Origin of the sequence: Paenirhodobacter sp. (genome assembly GCF_050177655.1) — a bacterium.
GTDB lineage: Bacteria > Pseudomonadota > Alphaproteobacteria > Rhodobacterales > Rhodobacteraceae > Rhodobacter.
In genome coordinates, this window is the sequence record NZ_JBFXGV010000001.1 from 211138 (window position 1) to 224672 (window position 13535).

General features: G+C 66.7%; 10 protein-coding genes. 3 read left to right on the forward strand and 7 right to left on the reverse strand.

Features of this window, described 5'->3' with window-relative positions; all coding sequences use genetic code 11:
* Window positions 1-41 precede the first annotated feature (41 nt).
* The 7 genes from addA to regB all read right to left on the reverse strand — a co-directional run bounded on the left by addA (window position 42) and on the right by regB (window position 11598).
* Window positions 42-3428: a double-strand break repair helicase AddA gene (gene addA, locus AB7U46_RS01035; RefSeq protein ID WP_428335066.1), complete on the reverse strand. Its 3387-nt coding sequence runs from the start codon at window positions 3426-3428 to the stop codon at window positions 42-44.
* Window positions 3425-6355 (reverse strand): double-strand break repair protein AddB, encoded by a 2931-nt coding sequence (gene addB / locus AB7U46_RS01040; RefSeq protein ID WP_428335067.1) that lies wholly within the window; start codon window positions 6353-6355, stop codon window positions 3425-3427. The genes addA and addB overlap by 4 nt, the downstream gene beginning before the upstream one ends.
* Entirely contained in the window at window positions 6348-7040 is a 693-nt protein-coding gene (locus AB7U46_RS01045; RefSeq protein WP_428335068.1) for a nucleotidyltransferase family protein, read from the reverse strand. Before AB7U46_RS01045 ends, addB begins: the two co-directional genes overlap by 8 nt.
* The gene (locus AB7U46_RS01050; protein WP_428335069.1) at window positions 7016-8008 is read right to left on the reverse strand and encodes an aminoglycoside phosphotransferase family protein; all 993 of its coding nucleotides are present in this window, start codon (window positions 8006-8008) and stop codon (window positions 7016-7018) included. Before AB7U46_RS01050 ends, AB7U46_RS01045 begins: the two co-directional genes overlap by 25 nt.
* Window positions 8001-8495 (reverse strand): tRNA (adenosine(37)-N6)-threonylcarbamoyltransferase complex ATPase subunit type 1 TsaE, encoded by a 495-nt coding sequence (gene tsaE, locus AB7U46_RS01055; protein ID WP_428335070.1) that lies wholly within the window; start codon window positions 8493-8495, stop codon window positions 8001-8003. The genes AB7U46_RS01050 and tsaE overlap by 8 nt, the downstream gene beginning before the upstream one ends.
* 40 nt (window positions 8496-8535) lie before the next feature.
* Window positions 8536-10140 (reverse strand): PAS-domain containing protein, encoded by a 1605-nt coding sequence (locus tag AB7U46_RS01060; RefSeq protein ID WP_428335071.1) that lies wholly within the window; start codon window positions 10138-10140, stop codon window positions 8536-8538.
* An 81-nt stretch (window positions 10141-10221) separates the two neighbouring features.
* Entirely contained in the window at window positions 10222-11598 is a 1377-nt protein-coding gene (gene regB / locus AB7U46_RS01065; protein ID WP_428335079.1) for a sensor histidine kinase RegB, read from the reverse strand.
* A 137-nt stretch (window positions 11599-11735) separates the two neighbouring features.
* Here regB and AB7U46_RS01070 point away from each other — a divergent pair, with 137 nt between their 5' ends.
* The 3 genes from AB7U46_RS01070 (at window position 11736) to AB7U46_RS01080 (ending at window position 13402) form a co-directional block, all read left to right on the forward strand.
* Complete coding sequence (locus tag AB7U46_RS01070) at window positions 11736-12386, forward strand: SCO family protein (RefSeq protein WP_428335072.1); 651 nt, start codon at window positions 11736-11738, stop codon at window positions 12384-12386.
* A 78-nt stretch (window positions 12387-12464) separates the two neighbouring features.
* A complete protein-coding gene (locus AB7U46_RS01075; protein WP_428335073.1) occupies window positions 12465-13019 on the forward strand; it encodes an ActR/PrrA/RegA family redox response regulator transcription factor in 555 nt (184 codons plus the stop codon).
* Window positions 13020-13087: 68 nt separating this feature from the next.
* Window positions 13088-13402 (forward strand): H-NS family nucleoid-associated regulatory protein, encoded by a 315-nt coding sequence (locus AB7U46_RS01080; RefSeq protein ID WP_428335074.1) that lies wholly within the window; start codon window positions 13088-13090, stop codon window positions 13400-13402.
* Window positions 13403-13535 lie beyond the last annotated feature (133 nt).

Genomic DNA, 13535 nt, shown 5'->3' on the forward strand with positions numbered 1-13535 from the left:
AGCTTTGGTTGGCGGGAAGGTAGGGCGCCCCTCCCGGGCCGTCAAGATGCGGGGGCGGAACGCAATGCCGCATCAAGCTGTGCGGAGGAGAGCGGCATGATCTCACCCGTCACGGTCCAGAGCAGCGCGCATTCGACACTGCGCCCGGGATAGATCTGGCGTAGGGCGGCGCGATAGGCCGCCATCTGCCGCTGCAGGCCAAGCGGAACCGCGCGGGCATGTGCCGGGACCACGGTATTGGATTTGTAGTCGAGCACGCGCACGGTGTTTCCGGTCACCTGAAGACGGTCGATCACGCCGTGGATGCGCTGACCGTCGAGCTCACTCAGTTCCGCGGTGATCTCGACCTCGGCAAGGCTGTCGGGGCCGAGGAACCCGGCCGCGTCGACGCTCCGAAGCACCCGCGTCGCGTCGGCCAGTATCGTCTCTGTTTCGGCGGAATCTGCCCTGTCATCCCCGGAAGAAAGCAGATCCGAGGCCAGATCCGGCCAGGTCTCGGCCGGCCATTGCGGGAGATGTTCGAGCAGCAGGTGGAGCTGCCGCCCCCGGCGTTTTGCGGCCTCTTCGTCCAAGGCATCGCTTTCGCCGGGCAGGGCCTTGGCCCCCCCGAGATCCGAGGGCGAAAGCGCCGCCGTGGCCCGTGAGGGCGCGGCCGCGCGTCGGAATGCCCAGTCCGGCAACGTGACGCGCGGCGCGGTTTCCACGGCCTGCGCGGAGACGGGTTCAGGCCAGTCGCCGTGGCTGAACCGGCGCACCGGACCGAGAGCGGAAATTTCGTCGGAAAGCGCGGAAACAGTCTCTGTTCCAGCCTGTTCCATGCCCTGCTCGATCGTCGCGTACCAGCTCCCGTCATCGGCTTTCACCTCGCCGGCGGCGGCGACGATCAGCCATTTCTCGGCCCGGGTCAACGCAACGTAAAGCAGTCGCCGGCGTTCCTCCTCGATCTGGTGCAGCTCTTCGTCGGCAGCGTCCCGCAGCGCCGGGGGCAGGCTTGCGCTTGGTCCTTTCCAGAACGCGCTGTGGTTTTCTCCGCGCAGGATACTGTTGCTTTGCGTGTTCCGCGGCTTGGTCGTGTCGGGCAGGATCACGATCGGGGCCTCGAGCCCCTTGGCACCGTGTACCGTCATCAGACGGATCGACCGGCCGCCCCCTTCGAGCTGCCGTTTCACTTCGACGTCATCGGCGCCAAGCCAGTTGAGGAAACCGGTCAGGCTTGGCACTTCGCCTTGTTCATAGGCGATCGCCTGGGTCACCAGCTCGTCGATCCCGTCCTCGGCCTCGGGGCCAAGCCGTGCGAGCAGTCTCTCTCGCCCGCCATGGCGACCGAGCAACCGTTCGATCAGGTCATAGGGCCGCAGGAAGTCAGCCTGGTCGAGCAGATCGCGAAGGATTTCGCGTGTCGCGGCATCGGTGGTTTCATCGCTGCGCAGGGCCTGCCAGAGATAGCCGCGCCGCGGCTGCGCGAGGCGATAGAGCGCGTCTTCGCTCCATCCGAAAAGCGGTGATCGCAGCGCCTCGGCAAGCGACAGATCGTCTTCCGGAGTGGCCAAAAAGGCAAGAACAGAGACGATATCGCGAACCGCGAGCTCCGCCCCGAGCTTGAGGCGGTCCGCTCCAGCGACCGCGAGCCCCGCCGCCTTGCAGGCGCGGATGATCTCGACGAAGAGCGTTCCGCGTCGGCGCACCAGAATGAGGAAATCGCCCTCGTGAACCGGCCGCGGCCCCTGCGCCGTGGGCAAGGCGGTGCCGGCGTCGATCATCGCACGGATCTCCTGCGCGATCCCCCGCGCGAGCACCACATTCGCGTCATCTTCCCCGGGAAGGTCGACGGGATTTTCCCAGTCGTCCTCCGCCGGTTTCGCAGGCGGAGGCACGACAGGCCAGAGATCGACGCGCCCGGGCATCGTTTCGTGAAAGGCGAGATGCTCGGGCGCGCCGCCGAGCCCGGTCGCCTGCGCGCCGGAAAAGGTCAGGTCCACAAGCCGCAGGATCGCATAGGAGGAGCGGAAGGAATGCAGGAGCGCGGTGTTTTGAAGGGGGCGGGAGATCGCGGCGAATTTCTCGGAAAACAGTCTCTGCATCGCCTCGAAACGGCTCAGATCAGCGCCCTGGAAGGAGTAGATAGACTGCTTGCGATCCCCGACGATGAAGATCGTGCGCCGGGTTTCGCGCGCCCCGTCGCCGGCGGTGAACTCGTCGGCGAGACGTTCAATCACGTGCCATTGTTCGGGCGACGTGTCCTGCGCTTCGTCGACGAGAATATGGTCGATCCCGCCGTCGAGCCGGAACAGCACCCATTGCGCAACGGAAGGATCCGACAGCAGGGCGCCGGCGCGCGTGATCAGGTCGTCGAAATCGAGCCAGCCGCGCTCGGCCTTGCGCTGGGCGAAAAGCGGCAGGAAGGCGCGGGCAAAGGCGTGCAAAGCCAGAGTGCGCTCGATGGTCGAGAGCGCGAATTCCGCGCCGCGCGCCTCGGCCACGCGTTCGGCGAAACCGCGCAGAGCCTCGGTCAGCTCCTCGCCGAGGGCCGCGACCGCACCCTTCGTCAGAGAACTGGCCTTGGCGCTGGCCAAAGGGGCGCCGTCCTTGCGGTAGAGGAAGAGATCGTAAAGCGCGCGGAGATCTGCCTCACCCGGCGTGCGCCGATCGAGGTTTCGCAAAACCTGGGCCATCGTCTTCATCGTCGGGCTTTGCTGGGCCAGGATCGGACAGGCCTGGTCGATCAGCGCCCAGGCCTCGCTGTCGAGGACACGGCCGGGGAGATCCCGCAAGGTCAGATCGGCAGGAAGCCCGATCGCGCGATGCAGATCTTCGACGGTGATCACGGATAAAAATGCGTCTCTATGTCTGCTGATTTCGGCAATCAGGCGCGAGAAATCCTCGCCGGAAAAATGACGTGCCAGGGCGTCGAAAGCGGGCTGTTCCGCGCCGCTCGCGATCGTTTCGAGAACCTCCTCGCGCAACAGTGCGGCGGAGCGGTCGTCCAGTTCGGCAAAGCCATGCGGCACGCCGGCCTCGAGCGGGAAGCGGCGCAGCAGGGCGCCGCAGAACGAGTGAATCGTCTGGATCTTGAGCCCTCCGGGGGCCTCGATCGCCTGTGCAAAAAGCCGTCGCGCGCGGGCGAGATGTTCGGCGTCGAAGGCGCCCTCTTCGCCGAGAGCACGCAGCTCGGCGCGCAGCGGCGCATCCTCCATCATCGCCCAGGCCCCGAGCCGCTTGAGCAGCCGGTTCTGCATCTCGGCTGCCGCGGCCTTGGTATAGGTCAGGCACAGCACGCGTTGCGGTTCGGTTCCACCAAGCAACAGCCGCGCGACGCGATCGGTGAGCACCTTGGTCTTGCCCGACCCGGCATTCGCGGAAAGCCAGGTCGATTCCTCCGGTGCCGCCGCCCGCACCTGGTTTTCCGTGGCCGGGTCGCGGCGCGTCATCCGACATCCTCCCCCTTGGCCCGGTCGCTCAGCTCCCACTCCCCGAAGCGCGACAGGTGATCGTAGTCGCTCTGCTCGAGCGAGTGTTGCAGCGCGCGCCGCGCCGCATAGCCCTGCGCCCGGTTGCCATAGCGGGCGATCAGTCGCCCGAGCTTGTCCCAGGTTTCACGAATTTCCTCGGCCCCGAAGCCGAGGTCGCGCGTCTCACCGGCCCCGCCAAGGCGCAGATAGGTCATCGCCGAGACCTCGCGCGGGCCGATGTCGGCGAAAGCGCCGCGCAGGATCATCGCCGCCTCGAGCAGAAGCTGCTTGTCGAAATGAAGCACCTCGGCATCGCTTGGCGGTTTGCCGGATTTGTAGTCGAAAAGATGGGCGGTGCCATCTTGCAGAATGTCGATCCGATCGGGCTTTGCATTCAGCGTGAAATCCATGTTTTCCAGCGAAACAGAGCCTGATTTCTCGATCAGTGCTGGCCTGCCCCGGGCGCGTCTCGCGGCTTCGTCCTCGACGAGGCGCATCGCGATCCGGCCGATCCGGGCAAGCCAGAGCCGCTGGGCGCTGGGCCAGGGGATGCGCGTTTCGAGCACCTCCTGCGCCAGAGCCATCAGGCGTGCCACCGCGGCCTCAGGCTCTTCCTCGTGCCATTGCCGCACGAAAAGCTCGACGATCTCGTGTAGTACCTGGCCGCGCAGCCGCGCATCCGGTTCGGGGCGCAGCGGATCGAGCGGGCGCAGCCGCAGAATGCGCCGCGCGTAGATCGCGTAGGGATCGCGGATCAACGTCTTGATCGCGGTCACGGGAAGTTCGCGTGGTCGCACCTCGACGGGAGGGCGCGGCGCGGGACGCGGCTGCGCCGGGAGGAGGGTGTCCGGCCGATCGACCGCCATCGCCATCCGCAGATAACGACTGCCCCGGGCACGCATCGCCTCCAGGGCTTCCGGGCCATGTCCTTTGGCGAGCCCGCCGAGCAGGTTCGTAAACCGGTTGAGCCAGCGCGAGGGCACGGTTTCGGCGTCACTGTCGCGTCGGGCCCGGCTCAGGATCACCTGCCGCGCGGCGATCGCCTGCTGAAAGTCATGCGCGGAAAGACCGATCTGCCGCTCGGGCAGCAAAAGGCCGGAATCGAGCCGCATCTTGCGACTGAGCCAGGGGTCCGGTGCCGGTGCCGCGGGCCAGATTCCCTCGTTCAAGCCGCCGAGAATCACGAGATCATGGCCATGAACGCGCGCTTCCAGCGTGCCGAGGATCGCGATCCCGGGATGCGCGGCTGCCGTAGCGCGCACCTGTTCCTCGCCCAGCATCCCGTCGATCAGGTCGGTGTAATCCGAGGCAGAAACGAGGCCGCCGTGCTCGGCCTCCATTTGCAGATCCGCCATGATCCGGGCACAGGCGCGGCCGGGCTCCTGCAACCAGAGTTCACTCGCCTCCACGGCGCCGGCCGGGCCGGCCGCAAGCGTCTCCGCAAGTGACAGATGCGTCTCTAACCAGGCGGAAATGGAGCGATCGCCCGAGGGCTCGAACCGCATGATGAATGCGCCAAGCCAGCTCGCCCAAAGCGTCTGCTCGGGGTCTTTCCCCTCCGTCCAGGCGGACAGCGTCGCCGCATCGGGGAAGGCCGGGCCTTGACGGCGCAGATGCAGTTCGAGTTCGCGCGTGAACCGGAGATGATGGCCGCGCAGGGTCGATCCGGTCGCGGTAAGCGGATGCTTGAGCAGGACGAGAAGCGCTTCGATCGTCAGCCGTCGCCCCTGCAGCCGCGCGATGTGCCGCAGGAAGCGCCCCGGCGCGGTCTGTTGCAAGGGTTCGCCGGCGCTGTCGTCCGGAATGATCCCCCAACGATCGAGCATCGCGGCAACGCGGCGCGCCAGAAGTCGATCGGGGGTGATCAGCGCGGCCGATTGCCCGGTCTCCGCCGCCTCGCGCAAGGCGAGCGCGAGGGCGGTGGCTTCCTGTCTCGGATCACTCGCCTCGATCAGCGAGACGTCGGCGCAGGCCGGCCCCAGATCGCCAAGCTGCTGCCCTTCCTGCATCCATTGATCCGTTACCGGGGCAGGGCGCAGCGCCAGGGAGATCAGCGCGTTGCGCCCCGCCGAATGGGGCGGCGTCTCGGTCCAGCGCTTCAGGTCTCCCGGGGTGAGCGAGAGTGCCCGGAGCAGATGGAGAAAGCGATATTGCGGGTGGTCCTCCAGCGGGATTTGGCTGGAATAGAGACTGTTCCAGGCGTGATCCGGCATCGAGAAATCGACCCCGGGGAGCACGATCATGCCATTCGGAAGGGTCGCGACCGCCTGCATGAAAAGCGCGGTGGCGCCCCGTGACCCCGTGGAGCCGGCGACGATGATGCGCTCGGTTGTGGGGCTGTGCTGCCATTCCGCGGCCAGGTTCTCGATCGCCAGGCGCTGTCGCGCCTCTGCGTCGGGGTGGGCATCAGCTTCGAAATAGCGGGCGACGATTCGAATGAAATCGAGACTGCGGCGCCAGTGTTCGGCATGGTTTTCCGCGACGTCGAGCCGTTCGAGGGTATCCGGAGTGACGCCTTCGGTCTGCATCTCGGCCATCAATTGTCCGAGGCTCCGAGCAAGGCCGAAGGCCCCTGCGCCGGCCTCGAAACTTGGCAGGCTGCGCATCAGTTCGGCCGTCAGCCGGGCAAGCTCGAGGCGTCGGCGCAGCGGCGGCACCGCGGGGGCGAGGCCGGAGAGCGGCTGCCGCGCGAGATCGCTCACCAGCGCAAGGCGCGGCAGGAAGCGGGCGCCGTGGCGGTCGAATTCTTCGCGCACGCGGCGCTGCATCCGGCCGGAGTTGAGGTAGAGCCGCACCCGGGCCATCGCCTCTGGCGGTTCACCTTGCATCCGCGTGATCAGTCCGACGACGAGTTCGCGCGGGAAATCGACGCCAGGGGGTAGGGCAAAGACATGCGCCTCAGCCATCGGCGCTGCCCAGCATCGCTTCGGCAAGGGTGATGCTTTCGGGGCGACCGACATCGCACCAACCGCCATGATGGATCATCCCGAAGGCCCTACCCTCCAAAATCTGCCGATTCCAAAGCAGGTTGAGGGAGAAGGCCGGCTCGGAAAACGTCTCTATTCCGGCAGGATTCAGGATCTGGGCACCGGTGTAGACGTAGCCTTCGCCCCGCGTGATCCGGCCCTCCGCAGAGAAAGAAAAGTCACCCGTCCCGGGGTGTCCGGTCGCGTGATCACAGGGGATGAGCGCCAGAAGCGACGACATGCGCGCGGGATCCCAGGCGGCAAGTAGTTCCGTGATCACATTTGCCCCGGTCCAGACGGCGTCGGTGTTCAGCGTCAGCACCGGCCCGTGGCCGAGCAGTGGAAGCGCCTTGCGCAGACCGCCGCCGGTTTCGAGGATTTCGCCGCTTTCGTCGGAGATCGTGATCGATCGCCCGGCAAGATGGGCGGCGATCTGTGCCCCCAGGTAATGGGTGTTCACGACGACATGCGCGATACCGGCCGCCGCCGCGATGTCGAGCGCATGGTCGATCAGCGGCTTTCCCGCGACCTCGATCAGGGGCTTGGGGCGATCGCGCGTGAGCTCCCGCATCCGCGTGCCGAAGCCGGCGGCGAAGAGCATCAGGGCGTCGGGTGACTTCCGCATGCGTCCCTCATCCTTTGCAGCATCATTTCGTCGGGCGGGTCATAGGCGGCCTGCACGAGATCGGCGAGCGCCGTCAGTGCGGGCTGCGCGAGATTGCGCTCAAGGTTGCGCCAGACCCGGGGCATCAGCGCGAGGTAGCCGGGTTTGCCGAGGCCGAGGCAGAGCCGGCTGAAGATGCCGAGAATGCGCAATGCGCGCTGGGCGCCGAGCAGCGCATAGACCACCTCGAATTCGACCGGATCGAGACCGCGGGCCGCGACGTAGCGCGCGATCTCCCGCTGTTCGAGCGCGGGTGAAACATCGCGACGGGCGTCCTGCAATGCGGAAACCAGATCATAGGCGGGATGCGCGGCGACGGCGTCCTGGAAGTCAAGGAGGCCAAGGCGCTGCACGCCCTGCCGCTCGGGCAGCCAGAGCACATTTTCGGCGTGGAAGTCACGAAGGCAGGTAACTGGGTCAAGCGTGTCGCGCAGGGCGAATTCCTGGCTGATCAACGCAGGCAGATCGCGCGCGGCTTCGGCATCGCGTACCGGATACCAGGCGGCGGTCAGTGACACCAGATCGCCAAGCGCGGGGCCGTCGAGCGGGGCAAGGAAGGCGGGCGGGGCGATGCGGTGGAGATCGAGGAGAAACGCGGTGATTGCGGCGTAAAGCGGCGCCTCGCGCGCGGGATCCGCGGTGGTGAGCCGCGCGACGAGTGCGTCGCCGAGATCCTCGAGCAGCATGAGGCCGCTCGCCTCGTCCTGCGCGAGGATTTGCGGCGCGGAGAACCCGTTTTGGCGGAGCCAGAGGTCTATTTGCGCGAAACGCGCGATCTCCGGGCCCGGTGGGGCGACCATCAGCACCGCGGTTTCGCGGCCTCGGCGCAACCGTTCGTAGCGGCGGGCGGAGGCGTCGCCGGCGAGCGGGGCGCGTTGCGCTTCGCTCCAGCCCGCGGCCGCAAGGAAGGCTGCAATCTCGTCAGTCATTGGTGGCGCTCTCCAGCGCGGCGAGGCGTGCGGCCCAGGTGGCGGGGCCAAAGGCGCTGACCCGGCGCGCGGCACCGCCTTCGGTTTGCGTGAAGCTGAGGCGCAGGGCATCCGGTGGCGTAAGCGGGCCAAGGCGTTCGGGCCATTCGATCAGGCAGATCGCGGCGTCGAAGGCCTCTTCCAGGCCGAGTTCGATCGCCTCGTCGGGGTGGCCGAGACGGTAGAGATCGGCGTGCCAGATCTCCGGTTCCGCATCATAGACCTGAACGAGGGTGAAGGTCGGAGAGGGGACGTCCTCGTTCCGGCCCAGCCGCGACAGGCGATCCTGGATCAGGGCGCGGGCGAAATGCGTCTTGCCGGCGCCGATCGGCCCTTCGAGCAGCAACACGTCCCCGGCGCGCAGCAGCGCTCCGAGGGCGATCGCGAAGGCGGCGGTGGCATCCGCATCGGGAAGCGCGCGCGTGAAAAGGGGTGTGTCGGACGGCATGCGCGCACTCTACCGTCCCCGGCGGGTGCCGCAAGCCGTATCAGCGCGCCAGGAGCTCGCCGCGCAGCACCGGGCGCCGCGGGGTGCTGAGCTGCGGTTCGGGCGCCGTTTCGCGGGGCAGGAAACTCGCCATCATCGCGCCGCCGTTCATCGGCACGAAGCGGCAGTCGATCGCCTTGCCATCGCTCAGCCGCTGCACCGTGCCGGTGATCTCGGCGCGCTGGCCGATCCGCGTGCTGAAGCCGCGCGCCTGCACCCAGAGCTCGCTTTCCGCGCAATGGTCCTGCCAGAGCCGCACCGCATCGAGCAGGGTCACCCGACCGAGCGTATTACCGGGTTCGACCCCCCAAAGCGTATCATAGGCTGCATTCGAGGCGGTCAGCTCACCCGAGGGCTGGAAGATCGCCACCGCCTCCGTCATCAGGTCGAGCACCTCCTGCCCCTGTTCGAGTTCGGCGCGGAAGCGACGGGTGAGGGAGATTTCCGAAGAAATATCCTCGAACAGGAAGGCGATGGCGCCATCGGGATGCGGCCGGCCGGTGACGCGATAGGTCTGGCCGCTCGGCAGGGTCCAGGTCTCGGCATGGAAGCCCGCCGCTGCCGCCTGCTCGAGCTCGGTCATCTGCAACCGCCAGCTGCGATAGTCCTTCGGTTCCGGCATCATCCGCGCCTCGCGCAGCCGGTCGAGGAAGGCATAGAGCGTGGGGCGCGCGGACAGGAACTCGGGGCCAAGTTGCGTGAGGTCGATCAGCGCCGGGTTGAAGAGCTGCAGCTGACGTTGCCGGTCGAAGATCGCGAGCCCGATCGGCAGATCGGCGAAGGTCTTCGTCAGGGTCTGCACGAAATCGCGCAGGGCCTTTTCGGCGCGCACCGTGGCATCGGCGGGCAGCGCGAAATGCAACGCGCCGCTGTCGAGCGCGAAACTGTGGCAGTCGAACCAGGTGGCCCCGCCATCCGCAGTTTCGAGCCGCATGCGACGGGGGCTCGAGAGCGGGGCATTCTCATCGAGAGGGAAAAGTTTCGGCAGCGGCCAGACAAGGGCATCCTCCGAATCCGCGAAGGCACCGGAGCGCAGCATATAGGCGCGATTCGCCCAGATGATCCCGCCCTCGCCATCCTCGCGCCAGACCAGCGCGGGCGAATGGTCGAGCGTCAGGCGCAGCAGGTCGAGCTCGTCCTCCAGCGCGCGTTGCGACAGCCCGTCGACGATCAGGCCGCGGCCCTCGGCCTCCGGGTCGATGAGGGTGATCCGGGCGAGGCCGTTCACATCCTCCGCCTGCAGGCGCAGCGCCGCATGCCCGCCCTCGCCACGTTTCGAGGTGAGTTCCAGCGTGCCGCGTTCGGCCAGTGTGGTCATGGCGCGGTCGAAATCGTCGAAACGGGGGGCGACGAAGGCGGCGAAGCGCGCCCAGTCGCTCGCCGCCATCGGCGCGGCGTCGAGCAGCGCGCGTGCCGGGCCGGTCGCATCGACGAGATCGTGCTCGTCGAAAAGGAAGACGGTGGGTTCGAGCATCGGATGGGCGCTGGTCCGAAGGGCCGAGCCGCCCCGCGCCGAGAGGATCGCGGTCAGCACCCCCAGCGCCAGAAGCGCGGAGCCGACCGATGTCGTCACGATGATAAGCGCCTGTAACCACTCGATCTGCATGACTGCCGCCTCTTTCTCCGGTGTCGCATCCATGTTTGCCGAAGAAAGGTTAATGCGCCGTTAAGCGCGTTTTGGCGGCGCTCAGCCGGTGATCGGGATGTTTTCCCCCAGCGGTCCGGTCTCCGGCGCAAGCAGGCGATGCGCCGGCCATTCCACCGTGATCACCGCGCCGGAACGCTGCGGCGCCCCGCCTTCGGGCGCCTGCGGGGCGGTGCCATTGGCGAAGCGCAGCTGCGCGCCGGTGCGTTCGAGCAGCGTCTTGGCGATGAAGAGGCCGAGGCCCATCCCCTCGTATTCGCCGCGCGGATTGCGCTCGCCGGGGCGCGAATGCAGGAAGGGGTCGCCGATCCGGCCCAGCACGCCGGGGGCATAGCCCTTGCCATCGTCGGTGATGCGCACGGTGATCGTGCGATCGGTCCATTCCGCATCGACCCAGACGGTGCTCTCGGCGAAATCGACGGCGTTCTGGATCAGGTTGCGCAGCGCGTGGATCAGTTCGGGGAAGCGGAAGATCATCGGCTGACGCTCGCTGCCGCCGGGGCCGGGGGCGGTGTCGAAGCGGATCTCCTTGCCGCGGTCGAGATGCGGTTCGGCCGCCTCGCGCAGCACGGCGAGCAGCGGCGCGGCGCGCAGGTGCAGGTCGTCCTTTCCGGCACGGCCCATCGAGCGCAGGATGTCGCGGCAGCGATCCGCCTGCTCGCGGATCAGCATCGCATCCTCGCAAAGCTCGGGGCGATCGTCGAGCTCGTCGGCAAGCTCGGAGGAGACCAGCTTGATCGTGGCGAGCGGGGTGCCAAGCTCATGCGCGGCGGCGGCGACGACACCGCCAAGATCGGTCAGCTTCTGTTCGCGCGCGAGGGCGAGCTGCGTCGCGAGCAGCGCGTCGGACATCGAGTGGTTCTCGGCCGCGATCCGATGCGCATAGGCACCGAGGAAGGCGACGCCGATCACGATCGCAAGCCAATAGCCGAAGCCGAAGATCGGCGGCACCACCAGCAGCTCGCCCGATTTCAGCACGAGCGGAACATGCCAGCGCGCGATGATCGTGACCAGCACCATGGTGATCACGCCCAGAAGCACCGTGGGGCGCAGCTCGAGCGCGGTGGCTGCGATCGTCACCGGCACCAGGATCAACAGCGCGAAAGGATTGTTCAGCCCGCCGGTCAGCGCCAGCAGCAGCGCGAGCTGCGCGGTGTCGAACAGCAGCGTGGCCGTCGCCTCCGCCTGGCTCAGCCGGCGGCTTTCGGGGAAAAGAAAGATCGCCACGAGATTGGCTGCGACCGAGGCGCCGATCGTCGCGAGGCACAGCGGCAGATCGAGGTCGATGCCATAGAAGAAACAGGCGGCCAGCACCGCGCCCAGCTGCCCGGCCACCGCCGTCCAGCGCAGAAAGATCAGCGTGCGCAGGCGCACCCAGTCCTGGGGGCCGGCGACCGTCGACGCGCCGATCTCGGAGATCTCCTGCAAGGTGCCGCTCCGTTGCCGCTGCGTGATCCGGCCCGAAACATGAGGCCGGTTGTCACATTTTGTCGCTCGGCTCTTGATAGTCGGCTTGTCGGGCGCGATCAATGCGGAGGAGCCGAAAAGGAAGAGACATGCCGATACCCCCGAAAGCCGCCGCCATCGCCGCAGCGCTCGCCGTCGTCGCCGGGCTGGGCGCGGCCTGGTATTTCAGCGCCGGCACGGGGGAGGCGGATGTCTTCGCGCAATGCCGCCGCGGTGTCGTCGGCGGAGGCAGCGGCGCGATCGGCGGCCCCTTCACCCTCGTCGACGAGAACGGCAAGACGGTGACCGACAAGGATGTCATCACCAAACCGAGCCTGATCTATTTCGGCTATACCTATTGCCCCGACGTCTGCCCGATCGACAACGCCCGCAATGCCGAGGCGGTGCGGCTGCTGGACGAGCGGGGCTATGACGTGACGCCGGTGTTCATCTCGGTCGATACCGATCGCGACACGCCGGAACTGCTGCGCGAATTCACCGATATCCTCAGCCCGAAGATGATCGGCCTCACCGGATCGAAGGAACAGATCGCCGCGGCCTCGAAAGCCTATCGCACCTATTTCAAGGTGCAGGATCCGGGCGATCCCTACACGCTCATCGACCATTCGACGCAGACCTACCTCGTGTTTCCCGATATCGGCTTCGTCGAGTTCTTCAATCGGGACACCAGCGCCGAAGACGAGGCCGATCGGGTCGCCTGTTTCGTCGATGCCTGGAAATCGGAACAGAAACAGAATTGACCGCCGGTTACGGCGGAAATTGACCCGCGGGGGCGAAGTCCCTAGAAACAGGCGGACGGATAACCTGGGGGGCATGCGATGGCCGAGGACGAGATCACCGAACTGGGGGCAGACCGGACCCTGCTCCTTGTGGATGACGACCTGCCGTTCCTGACCCGGCTTGCCCGGGCGATGGAGAAGCGCGGCTTTCAGCCGGAGACGGCCGAGACGGTCGCCGCCGGCAAGGTGATCGTGCAGAACCAGGCCCCGGCCTATGCGGTGATCGACCTGCGGCTCGAGGATGGCAACGGGCTCGAGGTGGTCGAGGCGCTGCGCGAGAAACGCCCCGATGCGCGGATCGTGGTGCTGACCGGCTATGGTGCGATCGCCACCGCGGTGGCCGCGGTGAAGATGGGGGCGACCGATTACCTGTCGAAACCCGCCGATGCGAACGACATCACCAATGCGCTTCTGGCGAAGGGGGAAATGCTGCCGCCGCCGCCGGAAAACCCGATGAGCGCCGATCGCGTGCGTTGGGAACATATCCAGCGCGTCTACGAATTGTGCGATCGCAACGTTTCGGAAACCGCGCGCCGGCTGAATATGCACCGCCGCACGCTGCAGCGCATTCTGGCAAAGCGCAGCCCGCGATAAACTCGGGCTCTTGTAATTTTCCTGTGGATAAATAATAAAGTCTCCGGATTTGAATTCCGGAGGCTGGAATGGACATGGATCTCGAAGCGCTCGCGCTTTCCGAACTGAAGACGCTGCGCGCGAAAGTCGATCGCGCGATTGCGACCTACGAAGAGCGCAAGAAAAAAGAGGCGCTCGTCGAACTTGAGGAAACCGCGCGCAAGATGGGATATTCGCTCGCCGAATTGACCGGCGTCAGCGCGGCGAAATCGCGCAAGGCGGTCGCGCCGAAATATGCCAACCCGGAAAACGCCGCGGAGACCTGGACCGGTCGCGGCCGCAAGCCGAAATGGGTCGAGGCGGCGCTTGCTTCGGGCAAGTCTCTGGAAGATCTGGCGATCTGATCAGGCCTCGGCCTTCAGCCAGTCGATGAATATCTTTGCCGCCGGACTCATCGGGCCCGGCGGCCTGACGATGTAATAGCCGAGGCTTTCATCGTTCAACTCGTTGATCTTCACGAGCCAGCCGAGTTTGATG